21 protein-coding genes are annotated in these 23,672 nt (G+C 68.1%); 12 read left to right on the top strand and 9 right to left on the bottom strand.

Translation table 11 applies throughout. The features are described from left to right. Nucleotides 1-66 precede the first annotated feature (66 nt). From PNO31109_RS09635 to PNO31109_RS09650, 4 genes are all read left to right on the top strand, one after another. Entirely contained in the window at nucleotides 67-1,329 is a 1,263-nt protein-coding gene (locus tag PNO31109_RS09635) for a Zn-dependent hydrolase (protein ID WP_150555395.1), read from the top strand. Then, a complete protein-coding gene (locus tag PNO31109_RS09640) occupies nucleotides 1,326-2,828 on the top strand; it encodes a M81 family metallopeptidase (RefSeq protein WP_150555396.1) in 1,503 nt (500 codons plus the stop codon). The genes PNO31109_RS09635 and PNO31109_RS09640 overlap by 4 nt, the downstream gene beginning before the upstream one ends. A gap of 83 nt (nucleotides 2,829-2,911) precedes the next feature. Further along, nucleotides 2,912-4,333, top strand: a complete 1,422-nt coding sequence (locus PNO31109_RS09645; RefSeq protein WP_241014038.1) for a TAXI family TRAP transporter solute-binding subunit — start codon at nucleotides 2,912-2,914, stop codon at nucleotides 4,331-4,333. 329 nt (nucleotides 4,334-4,662) lie between these two features. Beyond that, complete coding sequence (locus PNO31109_RS09650; RefSeq protein ID WP_150555397.1) at nucleotides 4,663-5,178, top strand: GNAT family N-acetyltransferase; 516 nt, start codon at nucleotides 4,663-4,665, stop codon at nucleotides 5,176-5,178. Nucleotides 5,179-5,261: 83 nt separating this feature from the next. Here PNO31109_RS09650 and PNO31109_RS09655 read toward each other — a convergent pair whose 3' ends face one another. The 3 genes from PNO31109_RS09655 to PNO31109_RS09665 all read right to left on the bottom strand — a co-directional run bounded on the left by PNO31109_RS09655 (nucleotide 5,262) and on the right by PNO31109_RS09665 (nucleotide 8,464). Next, nucleotides 5,262-5,999: a glutathione S-transferase gene (locus PNO31109_RS09655; RefSeq protein WP_150555398.1), complete on the bottom strand. Its 738-nt coding sequence runs from the start codon at nucleotides 5,997-5,999 to the stop codon at nucleotides 5,262-5,264. Between the two features lie 276 nt (nucleotides 6,000-6,275). Then, entirely contained in the window at nucleotides 6,276-7,118 is an 843-nt protein-coding gene (locus PNO31109_RS09660; RefSeq protein WP_150555399.1) for a beta-keto acid cleavage family enzyme, read from the bottom strand. Continuing rightward, nucleotides 7,115-8,464: an aspartate aminotransferase family protein gene (locus PNO31109_RS09665; RefSeq protein WP_150555400.1), complete on the bottom strand. Its 1,350-nt coding sequence runs from the start codon at nucleotides 8,462-8,464 to the stop codon at nucleotides 7,115-7,117. The genes PNO31109_RS09660 and PNO31109_RS09665 overlap by 4 nt, the downstream gene beginning before the upstream one ends. Nucleotides 8,465-8,739: 275 nt before the next feature. Here PNO31109_RS09665 and PNO31109_RS09670 point away from each other — a divergent pair, with 275 nt between their 5' ends. Further along, entirely contained in the window at nucleotides 8,740-9,687 is a 948-nt protein-coding gene (locus PNO31109_RS09670; protein ID WP_150555401.1) for a MurR/RpiR family transcriptional regulator, read from the top strand. Here the strand turns inward: PNO31109_RS09670 and PNO31109_RS09675 are convergent. Continuing rightward, complete coding sequence (locus PNO31109_RS09675; RefSeq protein ID WP_150555402.1) at nucleotides 9,671-10,864, bottom strand: MFS transporter; 1,194 nt, start codon at nucleotides 10,862-10,864, stop codon at nucleotides 9,671-9,673. The two genes, PNO31109_RS09670 and PNO31109_RS09675, sit on opposite strands and share 17 nt — an antisense overlap. A 179-nt stretch (nucleotides 10,865-11,043) precedes the next feature. Here PNO31109_RS09675 and PNO31109_RS09680 point away from each other — a divergent pair, with 179 nt between their 5' ends. Beyond that, nucleotides 11,044-12,417 (top strand): aminotransferase-like domain-containing protein, encoded by a 1,374-nt coding sequence (locus PNO31109_RS09680; protein WP_150555403.1) that lies wholly within the window; start codon nucleotides 11,044-11,046, stop codon nucleotides 12,415-12,417. A gap of 142 nt (nucleotides 12,418-12,559) precedes the next feature. Next, complete coding sequence (locus PNO31109_RS09685) at nucleotides 12,560-12,973, top strand: hypothetical protein (protein WP_150555404.1); 414 nt, start codon at nucleotides 12,560-12,562, stop codon at nucleotides 12,971-12,973. Nucleotides 12,974-13,096: 123 nt separating this feature from the next. Here PNO31109_RS09685 and PNO31109_RS09690 read toward each other — a convergent pair whose 3' ends face one another. Beyond that, nucleotides 13,097-14,353: an MFS transporter gene (locus tag PNO31109_RS09690; RefSeq protein WP_150555405.1), complete on the bottom strand. Its 1,257-nt coding sequence runs from the start codon at nucleotides 14,351-14,353 to the stop codon at nucleotides 13,097-13,099. Between the two features lie 397 nt (nucleotides 14,354-14,750). On the opposite strand from PNO31109_RS09690, the gene PNO31109_RS09695 reads away from it, so the two are divergent. After that, entirely contained in the window at nucleotides 14,751-16,367 is a 1,617-nt protein-coding gene (locus tag PNO31109_RS09695; RefSeq protein WP_150555406.1) for an EAL domain-containing protein, read from the top strand. Nucleotides 16,368-16,505: 138 nt separating this feature from the next. Here the strand turns inward: PNO31109_RS09695 and PNO31109_RS09700 are convergent, their stop codons facing one another. Beyond that, nucleotides 16,506-16,778 carry a hypothetical protein gene (locus tag PNO31109_RS09700; RefSeq protein ID WP_150555407.1) on the bottom strand — a complete coding sequence of 91 codons (273 nt, stop codon included), beginning with the start codon at nucleotides 16,776-16,778 and terminating at the stop codon, nucleotides 16,506-16,508. A 296-nt stretch (nucleotides 16,779-17,074) separates the two neighbouring features. On the opposite strand from PNO31109_RS09700, the gene PNO31109_RS09705 reads away from it, so the two are divergent. Beyond that, nucleotides 17,075-17,926 carry a TOBE domain-containing protein gene (locus PNO31109_RS09705; protein WP_150555408.1) on the top strand — a complete coding sequence of 284 codons (852 nt, stop codon included), beginning with the start codon at nucleotides 17,075-17,077 and terminating at the stop codon, nucleotides 17,924-17,926. A 27-nt stretch (nucleotides 17,927-17,953) separates the two neighbouring features. On the opposite strand, the gene PNO31109_RS09710 is transcribed toward PNO31109_RS09705, so the two are convergent. After that, nucleotides 17,954-19,144 carry an MFS transporter gene (locus PNO31109_RS09710; RefSeq protein ID WP_150555409.1) on the bottom strand — a complete coding sequence of 397 codons (1,191 nt, stop codon included), beginning with the start codon at nucleotides 19,142-19,144 and terminating at the stop codon, nucleotides 17,954-17,956. Nucleotides 19,145-19,325: 181 nt separating this feature from the next. Here PNO31109_RS09710 and PNO31109_RS09715 point away from each other — a divergent pair, with 181 nt between their 5' ends. Further along, nucleotides 19,326-20,234, top strand: coding sequence for a LysR family transcriptional regulator (locus PNO31109_RS09715; protein WP_150555410.1), 909 nt, complete (start codon nucleotides 19,326-19,328; stop codon nucleotides 20,232-20,234). Nucleotides 20,235-20,260: 26 nt separating this feature from the next. Here PNO31109_RS09715 and PNO31109_RS09720 read toward each other — a convergent pair whose 3' ends face one another. Next, complete coding sequence (locus PNO31109_RS09720) at nucleotides 20,261-21,559, bottom strand: MFS transporter (RefSeq protein WP_150555411.1); 1,299 nt, start codon at nucleotides 21,557-21,559, stop codon at nucleotides 20,261-20,263. Between the two features lie 220 nt (nucleotides 21,560-21,779). Here PNO31109_RS09720 and PNO31109_RS09725 point away from each other — a divergent pair, with 220 nt between their 5' ends. Beyond that, entirely contained in the window at nucleotides 21,780-22,673 is an 894-nt protein-coding gene (locus PNO31109_RS09725) for a LysR family transcriptional regulator (RefSeq protein WP_150555412.1), read from the top strand. Between the two features lie 49 nt (nucleotides 22,674-22,722). Continuing rightward, nucleotides 22,723-23,097, top strand: a complete 375-nt coding sequence (locus tag PNO31109_RS09730) for a hypothetical protein (RefSeq protein WP_150555413.1) — start codon at nucleotides 22,723-22,725, stop codon at nucleotides 23,095-23,097. Between the two features lie 16 nt (nucleotides 23,098-23,113). Here PNO31109_RS09730 and PNO31109_RS09735 read toward each other — a convergent pair whose 3' ends face one another. Next, nucleotides 23,114-23,521, bottom strand: a complete 408-nt coding sequence (locus PNO31109_RS09735) for a DUF2288 domain-containing protein (RefSeq protein WP_150555414.1) — start codon at nucleotides 23,519-23,521, stop codon at nucleotides 23,114-23,116. Between the last annotated feature and the right edge of the window lie 151 nt (nucleotides 23,522-23,672).

Consider the following 23,672-nt stretch of genomic DNA (forward strand, 5'->3'; position numbering starts at 1 on the left):
CCATTGGCCAACGCATGCGTCGGCGCAACGCGAGAGCGCCGCGCGTGCCCTGAAGGACTCATGAACATGGAACGTCTCGATCAACCGGCTGCCGCAGTGCGCGTCGACGGCGCGCGCCTGTGGGACAGCCTCATGCAACTCGCGCGCATCGGCGCGACCGCCAAGGGCGGCGTCTGCCGCCTGGCCCTGACCGATCTCGACCGGCAGGGGCGCGACCTCTTCGTGAAGTGGGCGAAAGAGATCGGCTGCACGGTGCGCATCGACGCCATCGGCAACATCTTCGCGCGCCGCGCCGGCCGCAACGACGCGCTGCCGCCCGTCATGACCGGCAGCCACATCGACACGCAGCCGACCGGCGGCAAGTTCGACGGCAACTACGGCGTACTGGCCGGCCTCGAGGTGCTGCGCACGCTCGACGACAACGGCATCGTGACGGAAGCGCCGCTGGAAGTCGCCGTGTGGACCAACGAAGAAGGCTCGCGATTCGTGCCGGTGATGATGGGCTCGGGCGTCTACGCCGGCGCGTTCACCCTGGAGCATGCGCTCGCGCAGAAGGACCGCGACGGCGTGAGCGTGTCCGAAGCGCTGAACGCGATCGGCTATGCCGGCAAGGTGCCGGCCGTGGGCCAGCCGGGCGCCGTGGGCGCGTACTTCGAAGCCCACATCGAGCAGGGGCCGGTGCTCGAAGCGCATGGCAAGACCATCGGCGTCGTGCAGGGCGCGCTCGGCCAGCGCTGGTACGACGTTACCGTCACCGGCATGGAGGCCCACGCCGGGCCCACGCCGATGGCGCTGCGCCGCGATGCGCTGCTCGCGGCCGCGCAGTTGATTCAGGCCGTCAATCGCATCGCGTGCGAGCACGCGCCGCATGCGCGCGGCACGGTCGGCTGGGTCGACAACTATCCGAACTCGCGCAACGTGATCCCGGGGCGCGTGAAGCTCTCGGTCGACCTGCGCGCCGCGGACGACGCCACGCTCGACGCGCTCGACGACAAGCTGCGCGCCGAGTGCAAGGCGTTGAGTGCGAACGGCATCGACGTGGCCATCGAGCAGGTGGTGTACTTTGCGCCGCAGCCGTTCGCGCCGGCGCTCGTCGAGGCGGTCCGTGCGGGCGCGCAGGCCCTCGGCCTCTCGTCGATGGACGCCATTAGCGGCGCGGGGCACGACGCGGTCTACCTGGCGCGCATTGCGCCGGCGGCGATGATCTTCGTGCCGTGCAAGGACGGCATCAGCCACAACGAAATCGAGGACGCCGATCCGGCGCACCTGGAGGCCGGCTGCAACGTGCTGCTGCAGGCCATGCTGCAACGCGCGGGAGGTGTCGCATGAAAGTGATGATCGCGCGGATGAACCACGAGACGAACACGTTCTCTCCGGTGCCGACGCCGCTCGAAGCGTTCGGCAACCACGGGCCGGCCTACGACGAGCAGGCGTATCGCGACAACAAGGGCATGCGCACGGCAATGTCGGCTTTCATCGACCTCGCGCACGCCGCGGGCGCCGAGATGGTGACGCCGGTCTCCGCCAGCGCCAACCCGAGCGGTCCGGTGGCGGCGAGCGCCTATGACGAACTGTGCCGGCGCATCGTGGCGGCCGCGCGCGGCGTCGACGCCATCCTGCTCGACCTGCACGGCGCGATGGTCGCCGAGAACAGCGACGACGGCGAAGGCGACCTGCTCGAACGCGTGCGCGCGGCAGCGCCCGGCACGCCGATTGCCGTGGCGCTCGACCTGCACGCCAACGTCACGCCGAAGATCGTCGCGAACGCGGATATCGTCGTTGGCTTCAAGACGTATCCGCACGTCGACATGTACGAAACGGGCGAGCACGCCGCCCGGCTGCTCTTCGAAATGCTGGCGGGCAAGCGTCGCCCGAAGGTGGTGTGGCGCCAGCCGCCGCTGATGGTGCACTCGCTGCGCAGCACGAGCCACGGGGGAGCGATGAAGCGCGCGCTGGACGCCGCGCGACGTGCCGAGACCGAGGAGGGTATCCCGGCCGTCTCGGTATTTTCGGGCTTCTCGCTCGCCGACATTGCCGCGCCTTGCATCAGCGTCGTCGTGACTGCGCCGGACGGCGAAGACGGCGTGGCGCGCGCGCAAGCGGTGGCCGACCGGATCGCGGCACAGGCGTGGGACGAGCGCGACGGCTTCGTCTATCGCAGCGCACCGCTCGCCGAATCGATTGCCGAAGCGAAGCGACTGGCCGACGGCGCCGACAAGCCGGTGCTGCTGCTCGATCACAGCGACAACTGCATGTCGGGCGGCACCTGCGACACGATGGACGTGCTCGAGGCCGCGCTCGCCGGCGGCCTCACGGGCATCGGTGTCGGCCCGCTGTGCGACCCGCAAGCCGTGGCGACGCTGATCGCCGCGGGCGAGGGCGCCGAAGTCACGCTCGCGCTCGGCAACAAGCGGCCGCTCACGCAGCTCGGCATCACGAAGACGCCGCCCGTGCTCACCGGCATCGTGCGCAAGATCAGCAACGGCGAATACGTCGTCACCGGACCGACGTACACGGGCCAGCGCTGCTGCATGGGGCGCACGGTGCTGTTCGACATTGGACCGGCTCGCATCGTGGTGACGGAGCGCACCCACGAGCCGTGGGATCACGGCGTGTTCACATGCGTCGGGCTGGATCCGCGCAGCGAGCGCTTCCTGCTGCTCAAGTCGCGCATGTACTGCCGGCCGGTGTTCGTGCCCATTTCCGCGGGGCTGGTCGAGTGCGACAGCAACGGCGTGACGAGCTCGAACTACGCGCTGTTTCCGTTCTCGCGGGTAAGACGCCCGGTGTATCCGCTCGACCGGGACGTGGTGTTCGATCTTTCCTGATGCGGCGGCTCGCGCCGCGCGTGTCCGGTTAAGTCCGCGGATGGCGTATGATCAGCCGGGTGTTGGACAAGCCCGCCTTCTCAATGACGACCGACTCGACTCCACCCGCTCACCGGCGATTGCGCGCGCGCTTCGTGGCGATTTCGTGGCGAGATCTCGCCGTCTCGTTCGGCCCCGTCGTGCTCGTGGCGATCGCGGCCATCTGGCTCGCCGTGTGGCTCGTGCAGCCGGCGCCGCCGCGCACCGTGACGATAAGCGCAGGGCCGCAAGGCAGCTCCTTCTGGAACGCCGCGCAGCGTTACAAGGAGATCCTCGCGCGCAACGACATCACGCTCAACGTGCTGAGTTCGGAGGGCTCGCGCCAGAATATCGAGCGCCTCGCGGACACCCGCCAGAACGTCGATCTGGGCCTCGTGCAAGGCGGCGTGTCCGCCGGGCTCGACGTCGACGGCCTCGTCTCGCTCGGCAGCGTCTTCTACGCCCCGATCTCCGTGTTCTATCGCGGCGAGCGCGTCACCAAGCTGTCGGACTTCGCGGGCAAGCGCATCGCCATCGGCCGGGAAGGAAGCGGGGCTCGCGCGCTCGCCCTCACGCTGCTCAAGGCCAACGGCATCGAGCCGGGCGGGCCAACCACGCTCACGGCGTATGACGGACAGGAAGCCGCGCAGGCGCTCATCGACGGCCGCGTCGACGCCGCGATGCTCACCGGCGACACGGCGACCGGCCCGACGATGGGCAAGCTCATCCGCACGCCGGGCGTGCGCCTGATGGACTTCGCGCAGGCCGACGCCTACACGCGCCGCTTCACCTATCTGAACCCGTTGACGCTGCCTCGCGGCGTATTCGACCTCGGGCGCAACCTGCCCGCGCAGCCGGTGCACGTGATCAGTCCCACGGTCGAGCTCGTCGCGCGCGACAGCCTGCATCCGGCGCTATCCGATCTGCTGATCGAAGCCGCTCGGGAGGTGCACGGCAAGGCGAACCTGCTGCAGCGCGCCGGGGAATTTCCGTCGTCGCAAGTGCACGAATTCCCGCTCTCGGACGACGCCGCGCGCTACTACCAGTCGGGCAAGGGCTTCCTGTACCGCCATCTGCCGTTCTGGATCGCGAGCCTGGCCGACCGCATCATCGTGCTGCTCGTGCCCATCATCGTGGTGTTGATTCCGGCGTTCCGGCTGGTGCCGTCGCTGTATAGCTGGCGCGTGAAGTCGCGGCTCTATCGCTGGTACGGCGCGCTCATTGCGCTCGAACGCGAAGCGCTCGCCGACGACGCTCACATCGAATACAAGAGTCTGCGTCATCGGCTCGACGCCATCGAGGCGGCCGTCAATCGCCTGAAGATTCCGCTCGCGTATGCCGACCAGTTTTACGTGCTGCGCGAACACATCGGCTTTGTGCGACAGCGGCTCGACGCCATGAACGCGGGCCAGTCTTCCGACGACGCACACGCGCAGACGCCGCGTGCGGCGGCGTCTGCCGGCGCCGCCAGTGAAAGACCCGTCTGACGTCTCAAAGTAAAGCTTATGCATCTCATAACGAACACAAGCTTCCCTTATGGGTCGGCGGGGTGCAAACTGCCCCCAATGAGGATTCGCGGGCAACCGTGCGGCACATGCAACGCCGCCATCCGATCGTCCCGCGATCGTCCTGAACTCGTCCAGGAACCTTCCTGACACCTTCCTGAAACCCGACACGCCGGCCCGTTCGTATGTCCTCGCCCCCGTCCTCGTCCTCGTCCTCGTCCCCGTCCTCGCGTTCCGCTCCTGCGTCCGCCGGGCCCGCCGCGCCCGCCGCGGCGCAACGCCCGGGCACCGAACTCGCGCGCAACGCATGCATGGTGCGCCCCGTGCGCGACGCCGACTTGCCGGCGATCACCGCGATCTATGCGCATCACGTGCTCACGGGATCGGCGTCGTTCGAAGAGGTGCCGCCGGACGAGGCCCAGATGCGCGCGCGCTGTGCAAAAGTGTGCGAGGCGGGGCTGCCGTATCTCGTCGCCGAACGCGAGGGCAGGGTGCTCGGCTACGCCTACGCGACGCATTACCGGCCGCGCTCGGCCTACCGCTTCACGCTCGAAGACTCGGTGTACGTCGCCGCGGACGCCGTCGGGCAGGGCGTTGGCCGGGCGCTCCTCCTCACGCTCATCGCGCGCTGCGAGAACGGGCCGTGGCGGCAGCTCATCGCCAACGTCGGCGACAGCGGCAACGCCGCATCGCTGGCGCTGCACGCCGCGTGCGGATTCCGGCATGCCGGCACGCTCGCGTCGGTCGGCTTCAAGTTCGGCCGCTGGGTCGATACTGTTCTCATGCAACGCCCGCTCAACGCCGGCGACGCGACACTTCCCGAGTAGGGCGACTTGCGCGTATCTCGCGGGCAAGACCGGCCGGGCGCCGCCTTGCCGGCGAATCCGGCAGCCGCCGCCCACGCCGCGCTTCAGAACGGCGTGGTGCGGTCCAGTGCCTTGTAGTGTCGGAAAATTCCCGTGGTGTTGAACGCGATGCGGCGTGGCGACTTCAGATACGCCGCCACGAGCGGCTGGCGGGCAACGGCGTCATGCACGGCGCGACATCGCGGGTATGCCCGGGCGAAGCCCGACATGGCGCGCGGAAATGCGTAATAGAGCCCGGCGATGACCTGGAACAACGACAGATCCGCATACGACATCGCCCCTTCGGAGAGCCAGCCGCCGGCCTCGGGGTTGTGGGCCAGCACACGCTCGAAGTAGTCGAAGTACCTGGGCAGCCGGTATTCGATGAGATCGGCCGTGCGCCGGCGCGCTTCGGCACGTTGATTGCTGTAGTACAGGCGGCTCGCGATCGGATGGTGGCCGTCATGCACTTCGGCAACGAGATCGGCAAGCGTGAGTTGCAGCTGATTCACCCAGCGGCGCGTGCGCGGCGACTCGCCGACGAGCCCGAGCAACGGCCCGAGATACGCGAGGATGTTGGCCGTCTGGCCGATGAGTTCGTCGCCCACGCGCAGGAATGGCGGCGCGTAGGGCGGATCGACGCAGTCGGGGTCGTCCATCGTCTGCATCAGGCCGTCCAGGCCCTGTCCGGGCCCGGTGCCGCGAACGATCTCGACATACGGCGTGCCGGTGGCTTCAAATGCAAGGCGGACGAATTCGCCGCGCCCCTGCAGTCCCGGCCAGTAGAACAGCTCGAAGGTCATGCGTCCTCCCTGGAGCCCTCTCGGCCCCCAACCGCCCGGCGGCATCTCCGCGCGGTGCTTGCCCTGCCGCCTGGCGCGATACAGCGCCAGATCCGCCGGCTCGATCACCCGATCGACGGGCGAAGTCGATGCCCCGTGCGCGCGCGGCCCCGGCGCCGCGAGCCTCTTCGAGGCTACGCCGATTCTATTACAGCGGCCTGGTCGGGCGGCGCCGGGCAGGCCGTGTATTCCGTTCCGTGTCTGAAACGATGCGGCGAAGGCCGCGCGGGCTTGGGGTCAGCGCGTGAGTTCGCGCAGCGCGTCGGCCGTCATGGGCGCGAGCGCCAGGGGCACCGCGGCGGCAGTGAGTGCGCGCAGCGAAGCCTCGTTGCCCGGCGAGACGCTGCCGTCCGGCAGGAAGAGGTTGTTCTCGAAGCCGATCCGGGCGTGGCCGCCTTGCAACACGGCCGCCAACGCGCACTCGGCCTCGCGCGGGCCGAACGCGCACATGGCCCACGGCGTGGCGTCGTTTTCGGCGTCCGCCCGCGCCCGGCCCCCGTGCCAGGCGGCGAGCAACGGCAGCAGATCGGCCGGCGACGACAACTGTCCCTTGCTGTACCGCCCCAACACGAAGAGAACCCAGTGACGTCCCGGCCGGATCGCACCGCTTGCGCGCAGACGCCAGTAATGCGCCACGTCCTCCGTGTCGTACAGGATGTACTGCGCCGTAATGCGTTCCTGCCACAACCATTCGAAAAACGCTTCGGCGGCCGGGGCATGCGCGGCATCCGGCAATATCTCGCGCAGCGCGACGGAGATTGCTTCCGGATGCAATGCACGCACCGTCGCGATCTGTTGCGCCGGAGCGTAGATGCCGACCGCTTCGGTCGTCACCTGCAGTACGAGCTCGTTGCCGACCGCGCGCCGCACGGCCGCAATGGCCGCCGTGTAATCGGGAACTTCCAGGCTGTGCGTGCCGTCGGCCTTGCGCACGTGCAGGTGAATCATTGCCGCGCCGACGTCGAGACACGCCTTGGCGCACGCACCGAGCTCGTCCGGCGTCATCGGCAGCGCCGGATGGTCGGCGTGCGTGCGGCGCGCGCCGTTGGGCGCGACGGCCAGTGCAAAGGCTCGCGTCATGCCGCGCCTCCAACCTTTGCGGGAACGCCGGTCACATCGGCGACGGACAGCGCCAGCAATTCGACGATACGGTCGATATCACCTGGCTGACAGATGAACGGCGGCGCGATCAGCGCGTGGTCACCATGCACGCCGTCGACCGTGCCGCCCATCGGATAGATGAGCAGTCCGCGCGCCTTGGCCGCGGCCTTCAGGCGCGCGTGCATCTTGTCGGCTGCCGGCAGCGTCTGCCTGCTCGTGCGCTCGGCCACGAATTCGACGCCCACGAAGAGGCCGCGTCCACGCACGTCGCCCACGTTCGGATGGTCGGCGAAGACCTCGCGCAGTCCCGCACGCAATTGCTCGCCGCGCGCCTTCACGTTCTCCAGCAGATTCTCCTCGGCGATCGTGCGCTGCACGGCAAGCGCCGCGGCGCACGCCATGGCGTGCCCGAGATACGTGTGGCCGTGCTGGAAGAAGCCCGAGCCGCCAACCACGGCGTGATAGATCCGGTCGGAACACAGCATCGCGCCGATCGGCTGGTAGCCGGCGCCGAGGCCCTTCGCAATGACGAGGATGTCGGGCACGACGCCGTCTTCCTCGCACGCGAACAGGTGGCCGGTGCGGCCCATGCCCGACATTACCTCGTCGAGCAGCAACAGCACGCCGTACTTGTCGCATACGGCGCGAATACGCCGGAAGTAGTCGGCCACCGGCGGCACGGCGCCAGCGGTCGCCCCAACGACGGTTTCCGCCACGAACGCAATGACCTTGTCGCCGCCGAGCGCGAGGATCTTCGCTTCGAGTTCATCGGCCAGCCGCTGCACGTAGGCGGCGTCGCTCTCGCCGTCGCGGCGCTCGCGATAGGCGAAGCACGGCGAGACGTGATGCGCCGGCACGAGCAGCGGCAGGAACGGCTCGCGACGCCACGCATTGCCGCCAATGGCGAGCGCGCCGAGCGTGTTGCCGTGATAGCTCTGGCGGCGCGCGATGAAGTATTGACGCTGCGGTTGGCCGATCTCGACGAAGTACTGGCGCGCGAGCTTGAGCGCCGCCTCCACGCCTTCGGAGCCGCCGCTCACGAAGTAGACATGATTCAGATCGCCGGGGGCGCTCGCCGCGAGCGTGTCGGCCAGTTGTTCGGCCACCTCCGTCGTGAAGAACGAGGTGTGGGCGTAGGCGAGTTGCGCCGCCTGTTGCTGCATGGCCTCGATGACGCGCGGATGACCGTGCCCCAGGCACGAGACGGCCGCCCCGCCGCAGGCGTCGAGATAGCGCTTGCCGGTGCTGTCGATCAGCTCGATTCCCTGGCCGCCGACGGCGACGGGCAACGTCTGGCGCGGATTGCGGTGAAACACGTGAGTCATGCCTGCAGTCATGCCTGGACCTCTGACGAAAAGATGACCGTCGCCCGATGGCCACCCGGCGCACCGGCGTGCGAACGATGCCGCCTAGTGTATGCCGATCGTCGGTTCATTGCAACATATGTTTCATTAACAACTCGAACGCAACAGTTTTTGTAACGCCTCTGCCACACTCGCGGCGTCGCCGCCATGCGTTGCCGCCGGACAAATCGCGTGCGCGCGCGGCGAATTTCATGCAACAATCGTTACATTGTTCCGACGCCGTGTTGCCATCCCCAATGACACACCCCCCCGCGCTGCCGCAGACGCTCGAGCAGCTCAACGCGCTGCTGCGCGAGCGTTACCCTCAGTTAAGTCCGCAGTTCCAGGCGGGCGCGCGTTTTCTGCTCGACCATCCGCAGCAGGTGCCCATCAGTTCGATGCGGGCCATCGCGTCGCAAGCCGGCGTGCAGCCTGCCACGTTCGTGCGGCTCGCCCAGCATCTCGGTTTCGAGGGCTGGCACGGTCTGCGCGAGCTGTTCCTCGAATCGATCCGGTTGGGGCCCCAGCCTTACGCGAGCCGCGCGCGGCAAGTCATCCGCGAGGGCGACGCGGCGCGCATGGTGCCGGAGATGTTTCGCGTGCAGCACAATAACCTCGATCTGACCGAGGCGGGCGCGGGCGCATCGCTGAGCGCCGCCGTCGATCTGCTGGCGGGAGCGGGCACCGTCCACGTGGCCGGCTTCCGGGCGTGCTTCCCGATCGCGTTCACGTTCCAGTACGTCTACCGGCTGTTCCGGCCGACGGTGCACCTGATTCGCGGCGAGGCAGGCACGCTCGAGATGGAGTTGCGAGCGCTGTCGGCGCGCGATGTGGTGGTGGTGATCAGCTTCGCGCCGTATTCCAACGAGGCGCTGATCGTCGCGCGCGCCGCGCGCGCGGCGGGAGCGCGCGTGCTCGCACTCACCGACTCCACCGTTTCGCCGCTCGCGCTCGACGCCGACGTGACGGTGCTTTTCTCGCACGACAGCCCATCGTTCTTCCCGTCCATCACGGCCGGCATTGCAGTGGTGGAAACGCTCGTCGAGATGCTGCTCGCCCGCAAGGGGCGCGGCGCCGTGCGCGCACTGGAACTGGCCGAAGACCAGTTGCACGGCACCGGAGCCTACGTAAGCCCCGGCAGCGGCGGCAACACCGGCAATGCTGGCAATGCCGCGGGCGGCAAGCGTCTCAAACCGGGCGCGTGACCGATGCCTGCGCGCGGCGCAGCGTGACCGCCAATGCGGCGCTGCCCGCAGTCAGTGCGGCGGTAAACAGTGCGAGCGCGACCGGCATGCCGAAATGGTCGGCCAGCCAGCCGCTCGTGATCACGGGCACCGAGAATCCGAAGTACGCGAACAGGAAGTAGCCCGCCGCCGCCCGCGCGCGCAACGCCGGAGCAACGGCCGCGTTGACTGCCGCGAGGCCGCCCAGATAGGTGAAGCCGTAGCAGGCCGAACTGGCCACGGCAGCGCCCGCGAGCAAGGCCGGCAGGCTTGCGTGGATCACGCCCAGGGCCAGCACCGCGAACCCGAGCGGCACCAGCAGCAGTCCCGTGCGCACGGCGCGCACCGCGCTCATGCGCCGCGCCGCGGGCTGGAACGCGAGACCGGTCGATATCACGAAGAAGGTCGCGAAGCCCGCCCATGCCGCATGCCCGTGCGCGGCGAGCGCCGCGGGCACGACGCCGATGACCACGCCGACCGCCGCCCACGCCAGCAGGATCGCCACACCCAGCGGCGCCGTGCCCGGCGCGAGCACGGGCCAGCGCAGCCACGGCGCGCGGGAATTGCGGGCCGGGGCCGGCAGGGCGGCGACCGCGACCGCCGCCGCCAGCGCGAAGGGCAGATAGGCGGGCAAGCTCAGCGGCGGGAGCGCGCTCGGCGCCATGACCAGGCAGACGCCGGTCACCAGCGCGCCCATGCCGAAGCCCAGCGACGTGGACGCCGCCACCAGCGCCGCTGCGCGCGCGGCCGCGTCTTCGCGTTCACCGTACAACTCTGTCATGTAGGCGGTACCGCTGCCGGCGACCAGCCCGGTCGCCAGACCGTAGCAGGCGCGTGCGCCACCGAGCGCGACGAGAGTCGGCCAACGCAGCGTGAGCCACGTGCCCGCCGCACCCAGCACGAGCGCGACGGCCAGCGGCAATCGGCGTCCCACGCGGTCCGACAGCCCCGCGAGAAACAGCAACGCCGGCACGAGCGCGCCCACGTAGCACGCAAACGCCAGTGCCTGCGCGCCTGCGCCGTAGCCGCTCGCCGCCGCGTAGTGGGGCACCAGCGGCGCCTGCAGATTGACGGAGAACGTCACGAGGAAAAGCTGCAGCGCGAGCAACGGGATCGCCCATGGCGCGTGACGGCGCAAAGACGCGGCGCTCTCGTCCATCGAGGACGATCGCGGGGGGTGCGGTAAGGAGCGGGGCATAGGGAACGCCGGGGAAAGTTCGAGGGCACGCGCGCGACGATGCGCGACAAGAGCGAGAAAAAATACCGTCCGGCGGCTAGTATTGTCGGGGCACGAAGTCAGTGCAATTATTGAATTGTCCTGAGATCAATTCTCCATTCATGGCCGCTCATGCCCGTTATCTCGAACACGTCGAACGTCTGACTGCTGCCATCGCGGCCGGCGAGCTCGCGTCCGGCGCTCGCTTGCCTCCGCAGCGCGAGTATGCCGACGCGCACGGGCTCGCCACGTCGACCGTGACCCGCGTGTATGCGGAGCTCGCGCGGCGCGGGCTGGCCGTGGGCGAAGTCGGCCGCGGCACCTTCGTGCGTTCGCCCGCCGTGGGCGCGGCCGCCGCATTCGCGCAATGGGCGCCGGCGCCGGGCGCCGTGGGTGGCGTCGATCTGGCGTTCAACTATCCGGTTTTGCCGGAACAGACGGACGTCTTCCGGCAAGCGTTGCGCGAGACGGCAGCCGGCGGCGATCTCAACGCGCTGCTCGCGCACGCGCCGCACGACGGGCATCCCGCCGACCGGCGCGCGGCCGCGCAGTGGCTCTCGCGCCGCGATGGCGCAGCGGTGTCGCCCGAGGCGCTGGTCGTCTGCGCCGGCGGCCAGCACGCCCTCGACGTCGTACAACTGGCGCTATGCCGCGCGGGCGAGCCGGTCGGCGTGGAAGCATTGACCTATCCCGGATGGAAGGCGCTGGCCGCGTTGCGCGACATCCCGCTCGTCGCGCTCGGCATGGCGCCCGGCGGGTCCGGAATCGACCCGTCGGCGCTCGACAGGCTGTGTCGCACTCACGCCGGTCGTCTGCGCGTGGTCTATACCATGCCCACGCTGCACAACCCGCTGGGCGATGTCATGCCGCTCGAACAGCGGCAGGCGCTGGTGGCCGTGGCGCGACGTCACGATCTGCTTCTGGTGGAAGACAGCGCATACGGCTTTCTGGTGGCCGACGCTCCGCCGCCATTGCGCACGCTCGCGCCGGAGCGCACGTTCGAGGTGTGCAGTCTGTCGAAGCCCGCCGCGCCGGGGCTGCGTATCGCCTATCTGATTGCGCCGCCCGACTTCGCGCCGCGCGTGCATGCCGCGATGCGCGCGAGCGTGTGGAGCGCCGCGCCGCTCATGGCGCAACTGGCGTCGCGCTGGCTGGGCGACGGCACGCTCGACGGCTGGATCGCGCGCAAGCGCGAGATGGCCGCGCGGCGCCAGGCCATTGCAAGGGTTTGCCTCGACGGTCTCGGCTCGACCGGCTACGCAGGCGCGTTTCATCGTCTGTTGCCGGTGCCCGCGCACGTGCGGTGCGACGATGTCGTGGCCGCGCTGCACGCACGCGGCATTGCGATCACGCCGGTCGATGCATTCGCCGCTCCTGGGCAGGCGGCGCCGGCCGCGCTTCGCATTGCGTTCGGCTCGCCGGCATCCGACGCCGCACTGGAAGCCGCCTTGCGGCAGGTCGCCGAAGTGATGCGTTCGCTCGCGCAAGCGCGCTGAGGTGACGCCGTCGCCCGTTTCTTTTATGATCGACGTGCTCCCTGCGGCGGCCGCGCCCGAGGCACCTCGTTCGCGTCGTGTGCCCCGTGCGTCGCGATACCGCGCAGGCTTCGTCCCTCGTCGACAATCTCAAGGACTCCGAATGTCGCAAATCCGCTCGTCACGTGCCCGCTCGACCGTGCTTGGCACGGCGCTCGTCATTGGCGCCAGTGTCGCCGCGCCGGCGTTCGCCGCCTCCAACCTGACTTTCATGAGCAATTCTCCACTCGCGTATCTGCGCAAGGCCGATAACGAAGCGCTCGCCAAGGCCGCCAATGAGGCGTTGTCGAAGAAGGAGGACAACGAGTCCCTCACGTGGGACAGCAAATCGACCCACAATCCGGTCGCCATCACGGCAAAGCTGACGCCGACCAATACGCACAAGACCGACGACAAGACCTGCCGCGATCTGATCGTGCTGCTCAATGCGAAGGGTCAGGAAGTCGAGCTCAAGCTGCCCGCGTGCAAAAAGGGCGACAACGGCCGCTGGGAACTGCAAAAGCGCGCCGCGCCGTAATTCCGAGCACCGGCTCGCACCGAATCAGGCATGAAAAAACGCCGGTCCCGAGACTTCGGACCGGCGTCTTTCGTGGTGCGGCCAGCACGCAGGCATCGGCAGGCGGCGCCGCCGGCGGACGGCTCAGGCCGCCGTCGTCTTCCTGTGCGCCTTGTTGTGCGCCCTGGCGCCCTCCACATCGGGCAGGAAAATCGTCACGATGCCGAGCAGCGGCAAATACGCGCACACGTGGTAGACGAAATCGATGCTCGTCGTATCCGCAAGTTCGCCCAGCACCGCGGCGCCCACGCCGCCCATGCCGAACGCGAAGCCGAAGAACAGTCCCGAGACCGTGCCGACCTTGCCGGGGATCAGCTCCTGCGCATAGACGAGAATCGCCGAGAACGCCGAGGCCAGCACCAGCCCGATCACGACGGTGAGCACGCCCGTCCAGAACAGGTTCGCGTAGGGCAGCATCAGCGTGAAGGGCGCCGCGCCGAGAATCGAGCCCCAGATCACAGACTTGCGACCGATCTTGTCGCCTAGCGGGCCGCCGATCATCGTGCCGGCAGCCACGGCGAACAGGAACACGAACAGATGTATCTGCGCGCTCTGCACCGATACGTGGAACTTGCTGATCAGATAGAACGTGAAATAGCTGCTGATGCTCGCGAGATAGAAGTACTTCGAAAAGATCAGCACCAGCAGAATGCCGATGGCGAACATCACCTTGCCACGCGACAGATGCGCCGTGCCGCCGCGGCGCGCGGCCGGCTTGCCGTGGCTCGCCGCACGCTGCACCGCGTACCAACGGCTCACCTGGAACAGCACGAAAATCGCAACGAGGGCTGCCACCGAGAACCACGCCACGCTGCCCCGGCCGTGCGGCACGATGACGAGTGCAGCGAGCAACGGCCCGAGCGACGAGCCGACGTTGCCGCCGACCTGGAAGAACGACTGGGCCATGCCGTGACGGCCGCCCGACGCCATGCGGGCCACGCGCGACGATTCCGGATGGAACACCGACGAGCCCATGCCGACGAGCGCCGCGGCCACGAGCAGGACGCCGAAGTTCGGCGCCACGGCGAGCAGCAGCAGGCCCACCAGCGTGAAACCCATGCCCACCGGCAGCGAATACGGCTTCGGGTGCTTGTCGGTGTAGAGGCCGACCACGGGCTGGAGCAGCGATGCGGTGATCTGATACGTCAACGTGATCAGGCCCACCTGGCCGAAGCTCAGGTCAAAACCGGCCTTGAGCAGCGGATAGATGGCAAGGATCAACGACTGAATCATGTCGTTGAGCAGGTGAGAAAAGCTGATCGCCGACAGCACGCGAAATGCCGCGCCCTGGGCGGCCGGCGTGGGGGCGCCGGAAAGGGTGGATGCAGGTTGACTCGACATGGAATGGACAGACTGACGTCAATGGCTTTGGAAAATGCGGACTTCCTGGCGGAGTTCGTGCAGATATGCAGAAAACTTGGGATTTATCCCAATTTTTGCCAGAAATTGAATAAGTGAAGTGTAGAGCATGCGTAAATCGCTGTTGCGCCAAGTTTTGTCGCGATTCCGCCATCCCCGGTTGCGCCGTTCCGGGGTCCGCGCAACGCGGTCTTCGGTAAATCCATCAGCGACTGGCAGTTCCCCCTGGCCCCGTCATTTCCTCGGATCGTCCCTGTCTCCTGCGGGTTTATCGGGCGTTGGACGCTGTCGGGGATTCGTGTAGAGTCAATTGACGAGTTGTGCCGTGCAACACGAAGCACACGCCAGGGCCCACTCATTCCATGGTTGGCAGCAGAACATGATTCAACACTCCAGAGTCGTGCAGTGGCTGGTGACCGGGCTTGTCGTGGCGGTCACGCTCGTCGTCGTCCTTTTTCTGGGCTGGTTGCGCATCTACCACATGTCGCAGTCGATCCTGCGCGACGAAGCCGAGCGCCAACGCGACGCGCTCGAACGGATCGTCTCGCAGGCCGAGAGCACGCTGCAGGGCGCGACCCCATGGGTCGGCCGCGCATGCAACGAGGTCGGCAGCTCGCTCCAGGCCGCCGGCACGCTCAGTCCCTACTTCCGTTCCATCTGGCTCGTCTCGCGCGGCCAGCTCTATTGCTCGTCGGTCATTCGCACCCACGAGGCCATCAACATGCCGCTGCCGGCCGACCTCGTGCCCATGCTCACGGGCACGCGCGCGCTGCTCGTGGGCGGGACGCCCTATGTCAGCGATTCGCCGGCGCTGGCGATCTACGTGCCGACGTCGGCCACCGACGGCGTGCTCGGCTTCGTCGACGGGGTGTACCTCACCGAGACGCTGCACAGCGTAAAGAGCAGCGATCTCGCATGGACGGCAATGTCCGTGGGCAACGTCGCCCTCACGTCGGAAGGCCCCCGCCTCGAGTCGGCGGGCGTCGCCACGCGCGGCGCGCAGGTCACGCTCGCGTCGGAGCATTTCGTGACGTCGCTCGCCGGCAGCCCGTCGCTCATGCGATCGCTCGCCGCCAATCAGGCGCCGATCTTCCTGGCGTTCGGCAGCGTGGTCGCGTGCCTGCTGGGGATCATGACGTTCCGCCATCTCGGGCCTGCGCAGTTCATGCGGCGGCAGATCGCGCACGGCATCCGGCGTAACGAATTCAAGGTGTATTACCAGCCCGTGATGGAGCTCGCCACCGGCCGTTGCGCAGGCTGCGAAGCGCTCGTGCGCTGGCACCATCCGGTCGCGGGCCTCGTTCGTCCGGACGCCTTCATCCCGATCGCCGAAGGCAACGGGCTCATCATCGAGCTCACGCGCGCGTTGCTGCGCCAGATCCGCAACGACGTCTCGAAAGGCGCCTTGCCGACCGGCTTCCACATCGGCATCAACCTGGCCGAAAGGCACTTGCGCGACACCACGATCGTCAACGATATCGAGCGCTACTACGGCTCGCTCAACGACACCTATCCGCTCGTCGCCGAGATCACCGAGCGTTACGTGATCCGCGACACGGCCGCGGCGCGCAACGTGATGGCCGAACTCCAGCGGCGCGGCATCGAAACCGCGCTCGACGACTTCGGCGCCGAGAACAATTCCATCGGCTACCTCAAGCGCTACGACTTCAATTACCTGAAGATCGACAAGGAATTCTTGCCCGTGACCGCGGACGACGTCGTCACGCGCAACATCTGCGACTCGATCATCCATCTGGCCGAGCGCCTCGAGATGACCATCGTGGCCGAGGGCGTGGAAAACGAAATGCAGGCGGCGTACCTGCGCGAGCGCAACGTGGCCTATGCGCAGGGGTATCTGTTCGCACGCCCGATTGCATTCGACGAACTCGTGCAGTTCGCCATCGCGCACGCCGGCACGGGCCTTGCCGCCGGCAAGTCGCCGCCCTCGGCCTCCGTCACGTCGATCTCCGCGAGGACGCCGCGTCTGGCGGGCTGAGCGCCCTCCGGTCGCCGGCCGTCCCCCGCGCCCTCCGAACCTCTCGGGCCTTCCGGCCCCCGTGCAGGCAGCGGTCGCGGACGAACGCCACCGCCCGGCGAAGGCCGCCGGGCGGTGGCGTGCGAGGCCAGGTTTGGACTAGAAGACCAGTTGCGGCAGATGGTTGCGTGGCGCGGGCATGGCGGCCGCCCGCGTACTGTCTCGCATTTCGGCACGCAGCAACCACAAGCGTTGCGCGACGAAGCGCCTGAAGCGCATTTCACCGGCGGAAAAAGAAATCTGCATCTGATGTCGCTTGCCGTTGGGCAGCGTGCGAACCAGACGATAGTATCGGGCCCCGTCAACCGTTTCCTTGATATTCCTGACGCGCATCATTTCACCCCGTTTCTGTTGTGTCAGGTGAGTGGGCACTTCGGTAAACGTCGCATTCCCGGTTGCACGCGAGACTGAAACGTCCGTCCGATGCGGCATTACCGGCACTGGGGGGGCATGCGGCAAATTGAATGTAGAGGAGAAACGTCCCCCATTCGTCCCCCACCGTGACGCCCGAAGCGCGCTTCGTTGGTGCGCCGCAACACTTTCCGATCCGGCCTCGTGCGGCGATACGCTCCGGGCGACGCACTGACCGGCAAACCGCACGATCGCCCGAACGGTTTGCCAGCCCTTTCGGATGCGACGACCTGCTGTATTGAAACGATAAAAACGTTATGGTTTCCGAACCTTCCTCAACGCCGGATGATGTTTTACACAACGAAATGACCGACAACTTGCAAGTGAGCGGCTCGCTCTGGCTGCATCGGGGCAACGCGTCGCTGGGCGGGCAGGCGCGTATCGCGCTGCTCGAGCACATTGCCGCGCAGGGTTCGATTACGGCGGCGGCACGGGCGGCCGGCATGAGCTACAAGGCCGCCTGGGACGCGGTAGATGCCATGAATCAGCTCGCCGGCGAGCCGCTCGTGGAGCGCAGCACGGGCGGGCGCGGCGGCGGCGGCACCCGGCTCACCGCGCGCGGCGCGAAGCTGGTCGCCGCGTTCCGCGCCGTCGAAGCGGCACAGCAACAATTCCTCGCCCGCGTGGCCGGCGACCTGGAGCCGTTCGGCGAGCAATGGCCGCTCATTTCGCGACTGGCCCTTCAGACGAGCGCACGCAACCAGCTGCACGGCACGATCTCCGGCATCCGGTCGTGCGGCGTGAACGACGAGGTAACGCTTGCACTGCCCGGCGGCGAGACGATTACCGCGTCGCTCACCCATCACAGCACGCAGACGCTCGGCCTGGCGGTGGGCGGCGAAGCGTTCGCGCTCGTCAAGGCGCCGTGGATCGACGTGGCGCGCGACGCCGATCTCGCGGGGTTGCCCGCGGCAAACCGTCTGGCGGGCACGATCGACGCGATCACCGACGAGGGCGGTCAGGCCGAGATCCTCCTCGCCTTGCCCGGCGGCAGCCGGCTCGCCGCGGTCGTGCCGCACGAGACGGTGAGCGCGCGGGGCCTGGCCCCCGGAGCCGACGCCACGGCCGCATTCGCGGCCGCCAGTGTGATCATCGGGGTGCTGGCCTGACGCGAGCGCATCAGGCCGGGCGGAAGGTCACGACGCCGGGTTCTCGCAAACCGGCGTGAGCGTCTGCGCGTCGCGGCGATCCAGTCGCAGGCTCAGCACTGCCACGCCGACGCCGGCCAGCGGCACGAGCGCCGCCACCCACGGCACGGCCGTCAGGCCCGGGCCGTGTTCGATGACGAAGCCGCCGAGCCACGCACCGATCGCGTTGCCGAGATTGAACGCGGCAATATTGAAGCTCGACGCGAGGCTCTCGCCGGCGCCCGACGCCTTCTCCATTACCCACAGTTGCAGCGGCGCGACGGTCGCGAAGGCGGCCGCGCCGAGCAGCGCCACGAAGACGATGGCGAGCCAGTGCGAGTGCAGGGCGAACGTCATCAGGCCGAGTACGACGGACAGGGCGAGCAGGCTGCCGAGCACCGTCGGCACCACGCGCCGATCGGCCAGCTTGCCGCCGAGCAGGTTGCCGACGACCAGACCGCCGCCGAAGATCAGCAGGATCGGCGAGACGGCGCCTTCGGAGAAACCCGTCACTTCCGTGAGCAGCGGCGCGATGTAGGTGAATACGCCGAACACGCCCACCCAGCCAAGCACGGTGGTCAGGAGACCGAGCAGCACAGGACGGCGGGCCAGCGCACGCAGGTCGGCACGCCAGTCGCCGGCGTCCTTGGGCGCGGCGATCTTCGGCACGAACCACGCAATCACGAGGAACGCAAGCGCGCCGATGAGCGTGACGGCCCAGAAGCTCGCGCGCCAGCCGAAGTGCTGTCCGAGCCACGTGCCGAACGGCACCCCCAGAATGTTGGCCACGGTCAGGCCGGTAAACATCACGGCGATGGCCGAGGCGCGGCGTTCGCGCGACACGAGGCCGGTCGCCACGACCGAGCCGACGCCGAAGAACGTGCCGTGCGCGAACGACGTCAGCACACGCGCAGCCATGAGCGCCGCGTAGTTCGGCGCGAGCGCACATGCCGCGTTACCGATGGTGAAGATGGCCATGAGCACGAGCAGCACGGTCTTGCGCGGCCAGCGGGCGGTGGCGGTCGTCATGAGCGGGGCGCCGACGACGACACCGAGCGCGTAACCGGAGATCAGCAGGCCCGCCGCCGCGATCGACACGCCGAAATCGGCGCCGACGTTGAGCAGCAGACCCATGATGACGAATTCCGTCACGCCGATGCCGAAGGCACCGGCGGTCAGGGCGTAAAGGGCGATGGGCACGGAAAAACTCCTGTCTGATGTTGGGAACGGTTCACGCCCGCCGGGTGACGGCGGCCGACCGATGAGCGGAATATAGACGTCCTCGCATTGATGAAATAGACTGCGCGAAGGAAAATCATTTGTGACTCAACGTCACAGGATCGCGCGCAATCAGTCACTGCAAGGGTCGAGGGCACAGCCGATGGGTCGACAGGACGTCAATCGCTCGGGCGATATGGAAGTGTTCACGCGCGTCGTGGAGCTGGGCGGCTTCTCGGCGGCGGCGCGGGCACTGCACATGACGCCGTCCGCCGTGAGCAAGCTGATTGCGCGGCTCGAGGCGCGCCTGGGCACCCGGCTCTTCAATCGTTCCACGCGCCGTCTGCAGCTCACGCCCGAGGGGACGGCCTTTCACGAGCGGGCGGTGCGCGTGCTGGCCGACATCGAGGCGGCCGAGCGCGAGGCGGCGGCAGGCGCCGTGCCGCGCGGGCTGCTGCGTGTCAATTCGAGCGTGCCGATCGGCACGCACTATCTGCTGCCGGTCATCCCCGCATTTCTCGCGCAATATCCGGAGATCCGGCTCGATCTCACACTGACCGACACCGTCGTCGACCTGCTCGAACAACGTGCCGACGTCGCGGTACGCGCCGGTCCGCTGCGCGACTCGCGGCTGGTCGCCCGCAAGCTCGGCGAGAGCCGCGTGCACGTGGTGGCCTCGCCCGAGTATCTGGCGCGCAACGGCCCGTTGCGCACGCCGGCCGACCTGATCCACCACAACGTGATGGCGTTCAATTTCGACCGCCAGGTGCAGGGCTGGCCTTTTCTCGACGGCGCCGGCGGCGTCACGCACTACCCGCAGATCGGCAACATGGTCGTGAGCAACGGCGAGATGATGCGCCAGCTGGCCGTCGAAGGGCTGGGACTCGCCCGCCATTCGCGCTATCACGTCGACGCCGACTTGCGCGCCGGACGGCTCGTCACCGTGCTCGAGGACTACAATCCGGGCGATCTCGAGCCGGTGCACGCCGTCTACATCGGACAGGGCGGACACTTGCCCGCCCGTGTACGGGCGTTCCTCGACTTTCTCGTCGCCAACATTCGTCTGCCCTGACTCCACGCTGAACCGCGCCTCGCGGCTCAGCGTCGATGCGACCACACGAAAAGCGGCCACGCCAGCGCGGCGCACATCAGGCCGCCGGCCCACACCAGTCCCCAACCGCCGAGCGCGAGCAGCAGCGGAATCGACAGCGGCGTGAGGAACATCGTGAGAAATACGCCGGTGTTGCCAATGCCCAGCGCCGTGCCCGCGCGTGAAGCGCCCGCCATCGTCGCCAATTCGGTAAACGCCACGCCGTGCCACGCCGACGCGATCACACCGCCCGCGGCGAGCAGCGCGATCATCGCCGGCGTGCCGTGCGCCAGCCATTCAGGATGGTGCCCCAGCCACGCGACGAGCACGGCCAGCGCGGCAAAGACCGCGCCCACGGCAATCGTGCACGCACGAAGGTACTGAGGACGGTTGCGGCGCTTGTCCGTATAGCGTCCGCTCCACACGCGCGTGATGGCGGCCCCGCCCTGCACCACGCCGAGCGCGAGCGAGATCGTGGCCACGTCGACATGCGCAAAGTCGTGCAGAAACACCGTGCCGAAGGTGAGCACCGCCACCTGCGGCATCGCCAGCACGGCCATGCCGAGGGCAGTGCCGAGCAGCTTGCGGTCGCGCAGCGGCGAATAGCCCGAGGCCGCGCACGCACGCGCGTCGCGCCGCGTCTCATGCGGCGCCTCGGGCGGCTCGCGCAACCACAACCACGCCATGAAGGCCGCCGCGAAACAGGCGGCCGCGAGCCCGCCGTACACCGCGCCGAAGCCCAGATGCAGCGCGACTCCCGGCAGCAGCAATGCGCCGATGCCGCCCCCGAGCGGCACGGCGCACTGGCGCACGCTCATGGCCAGCCCCCGCTCGTTGTCGTGAAACCAGCGCATGACGGCGCGTCCGCTCGATCCGTTCACGCTGCCGCCCAGCGCGCCGACGGCAAGCATGCCGGCCGCAAGCATCGGCATCGACGGCACGTAGTGCGGCGCAGGCGCGCCCCACAGACCGAGTGCGACGAGCGCTGCCGCGCTCGCCAGCAAGCCGGCGAGCAGCACGCGCCGGTCGCCCCAGCGATCGGTGAGCATGCCCCAGGGCAGTTCCGAGACGGCAATGCCCAGGCCGATCATGCCGAGCACGATGCCGAGATCCGCGTTCGCCAGCGCGTAGGCCGCGCGCATCTGGACGGCCGTCGCGGGAATGCCGCCCAGCGCGGCGGCGAAACTGGCATTGGCCGCCACCCCAACGCCAAGCACTTTCCAGCGATGACTGCGGTCAAGGACGGGGGAGGTCGCCGTGACGACGGCAGACGGGACGGTCGCGGTGCAGGAGAGTCGTTCGCTCATGAGTGACACGGTGCGCGGGCGCGCGGCGTAATAAGGAGGATCGGGGGCGCCGCGACACTGTCAGCGGACAGGTCCGACGCCATGCTTGCGCATCGTACCGATGGACAATCCATCGGAAAAGCGGGAAAATTCGATGCCTTATATCGTGTTTTCCGGATTAATGCCGTTCGGCCGCCCGGCCACCCGCCCGCTCGCGCGGCGGCATCCTCCGAGACTCGCCATGACCGTTCGCGCCTTCGACCTCACACAGTTGCGTACCTTCATCGCCATCCACGACGCCGGCAGCATTTCGGCGGCGGCAGAGCAGATCTTTCTGTCGCAATCGACGGTAAGCGAACAACTCAAGAAGCTGGAGGAACGCGCCGGACAGCCGCTGCTCGTGCGCTCGCGCAAAGGGATGCGCGCCACGCCGGCCGGGACACGTCTGCTCGCTTACGCGCGTCAGATTGCGGCGTTGTCAGAAGCCGCATTCGAGGACCTGCAAGGCGTGCTGCTCGACGGCGAGTTGCGCATCGCCATTACCGATTACTACCGTCCGCACGACGTGGGCCGCGTGCTCAAGCGCTTCACGAGTCTGTATCCGCGCCTGCGCCTGCACGTGAGTGCCATGCAAAGCGCCCAGATCGAGCGCACCGCGCTCACCGGCGAGCATTTCGATGTGGGATTGGCGTTGCGGCTGATGAACGGGGATGTCGGCAAGGGCGCAAAAGCGCTCGGCTACCGCACGCCCGGCACGCTGGTGCGCCGCGAGCGCCTCGTGTGGGCGATGTCGTCGACGCTGGCCGAACCGATCGGCGAACCGTTGCCGCTGGTCACGCTGCCGCCGTCATGCGCGCTGCAAAGCCTGGTGCTCGCCGTGCTGGAAAAACACAAGGTGCCGTACCGCGTTTCGCACTCTGCCGCCGGCGTGGCCGGCATGCAACTGGCGCTCGGCGCGGGCCTCGGCATCTCGTGTCTGAACGAGTCGGCGCTTACGCCGGATCTCGTGGTGTGTCCGCCCTCGCTCGGGCTGCCGCCGCTGCCGCGTGCCGAATTCCATTTGCTGCCCGGACGCGCCGACGAGACCGAACTCATCCGCCACGCGCGCAATGCGCTGCTGCGGCTCTTTGCGTGATACCTTTGCCCCCTCGTCCCGTTTTTGCCCGCATTTTGCGGTTGCCGCCATGCCGGAAGCCTCACCGATTCGTCTGAATTTCAACACCCGCCGCGCGCTGCTCTTCGCGCTCACGGCCGAGCGTCTGTCGGCGTATTACGAACACGGCCAGTGGATGACGGACAAGCAGGGGGCGACGCTCGCGCAGATGTGGCTATCGCGTTCCCGGCTGCAATTGCCGCTGGAGGAGCGCCGCCTGCTGTCGTCGTTGAGCGACGACTTCGCGCGTGAGCTCGCCGGCGCGCTGTCGCGCGAAGCCGGCCTCTACACGGCACATGAAATGATGGAGTCGCTCGACGCGGACTACGCGTATGCGTCAGTCGTGGCGCAGGACTTGCTGGAGGATTGCACGCGTCGTCTCGTCGAAGCCGGCATCACGGAATAAGACGAAGCGCGCTGTTTCAGGCGACGGCGCCGCGCTCCTGCACGAGCACCCAGGGCGCGACGACGACCGCCCACAATTCGGGCTTACGCGCGGTGAAATCGCTCGCCTGTTCGGCCTGCATGCGTTGCACCATGCCGGACGAGAGCCATTGCGAGACGGCAGCCGTGTCGTCGTTGGCCACGGCCTCGGCCACCGATACCAGATCCACGCCGGGCGCCACGTGCAGCAGCACGCCGCGCGCAAAGAACGATTCCAGATCCTTCCAGTCGATCCTGGCGGTCTCGCCGAGCAGCCGCAAATAGACGTCGCTCGCGCCCGTCGGCGCGGCATGGGGGACGTTCGGGACTTCCGGGACCTCCGCGGCTTTCGGGACTCCAGAGGTTTCAGGCGCTTGGGGAGGCTGGGCGGGCTTGCGCGAATTCATGGCGAGGCGGGCTCCGGGCGGAACAGACCGGCGGGCGGCTGGCATCCGGCAGCGGCAGATAACGAAAACCGCATTGTAATGCGCCCCGGCGTGCGCGACGGTGGTAGCATCGGAACCCCGCGCATGACGGCGGTGTCGCAGTGACATGGCG

Origin of the sequence: Pandoraea nosoerga, assembly GCF_902459585.1 — a bacterium.
GTDB lineage: Bacteria > Pseudomonadota > Gammaproteobacteria > Burkholderiales > Burkholderiaceae > Pandoraea > Pandoraea nosoerga.

Excerpts from the sequence above, each read along its gene's own strand:
- PNO31109_RS09725 (WP_150555412.1), top strand. The coding sequence starts at position 21,780 with ATGACCGTTCGCGCCTTCGACCTCACACAGTTGCGTACCTTCATCGCC.
- PNO31109_RS09685 (WP_150555404.1), top strand. The coding sequence starts at position 12,560 with ATGTCGCAAATCCGCTCGTCACGTGCCCGCTCGACCGTGCTTGGCACG.
- PNO31109_RS09735 (WP_150555414.1), bottom strand. The coding sequence starts at position 23,521 with ATGAATTCGCGCAAGCCCGCCCAGCCTCCCCAAGCGCCTGAAACCTCT.
- PNO31109_RS09715 (WP_150555410.1), top strand. The coding sequence starts at position 19,326 with ATGGGTCGACAGGACGTCAATCGCTCGGGCGATATGGAAGTGTTCACG.
- PNO31109_RS09680 (WP_150555403.1), top strand. The coding sequence starts at position 11,044 with ATGGCCGCTCATGCCCGTTATCTCGAACACGTCGAACGTCTGACTGCT.
- PNO31109_RS09645 (WP_241014038.1), top strand. The coding sequence starts at position 2,912 with ATGACGACCGACTCGACTCCACCCGCTCACCGGCGATTGCGCGCGCGC.
- PNO31109_RS09730 (WP_150555413.1), top strand. The coding sequence starts at position 22,723 with ATGCCGGAAGCCTCACCGATTCGTCTGAATTTCAACACCCGCCGCGCG.
- PNO31109_RS09690 (WP_150555405.1), bottom strand. The coding sequence starts at position 14,353 with ATGTCGAGTCAACCTGCATCCACCCTTTCCGGCGCCCCCACGCCGGCC.
- PNO31109_RS09655 (WP_150555398.1), bottom strand. The coding sequence starts at position 5,999 with ATGACCTTCGAGCTGTTCTACTGGCCGGGACTGCAGGGGCGCGGCGAA.
- PNO31109_RS09670 (WP_150555401.1), top strand. The coding sequence starts at position 8,740 with ATGACACACCCCCCCGCGCTGCCGCAGACGCTCGAGCAGCTCAACGCG.
- PNO31109_RS09675 (WP_150555402.1), bottom strand. The coding sequence starts at position 10,864 with ATGGACGAGAGCGCCGCGTCTTTGCGCCGTCACGCGCCATGGGCGATC.
- PNO31109_RS09695 (WP_150555406.1), top strand. The coding sequence starts at position 14,751 with ATGATTCAACACTCCAGAGTCGTGCAGTGGCTGGTGACCGGGCTTGTC.
- PNO31109_RS09660 (WP_150555399.1), bottom strand. The coding sequence starts at position 7,118 with ATGACGCGAGCCTTTGCACTGGCCGTCGCGCCCAACGGCGCGCGCCGC.
- PNO31109_RS09640 (WP_150555396.1), top strand. The coding sequence starts at position 1,326 with ATGAAAGTGATGATCGCGCGGATGAACCACGAGACGAACACGTTCTCT.
- PNO31109_RS09705 (WP_150555408.1), top strand. The coding sequence starts at position 17,075 with ATGGTTTCCGAACCTTCCTCAACGCCGGATGATGTTTTACACAACGAA.
- PNO31109_RS09635 (WP_150555395.1), top strand. The coding sequence starts at position 67 with ATGGAACGTCTCGATCAACCGGCTGCCGCAGTGCGCGTCGACGGCGCG.
- PNO31109_RS09720 (WP_150555411.1), bottom strand. The coding sequence starts at position 21,559 with ATGAGCGAACGACTCTCCTGCACCGCGACCGTCCCGTCTGCCGTCGTC.
- PNO31109_RS09665 (WP_150555400.1), bottom strand. The coding sequence starts at position 8,464 with ATGACTCACGTGTTTCACCGCAATCCGCGCCAGACGTTGCCCGTCGCC.
- PNO31109_RS09650 (WP_150555397.1), top strand. The coding sequence starts at position 4,663 with ATGGTGCGCCCCGTGCGCGACGCCGACTTGCCGGCGATCACCGCGATC.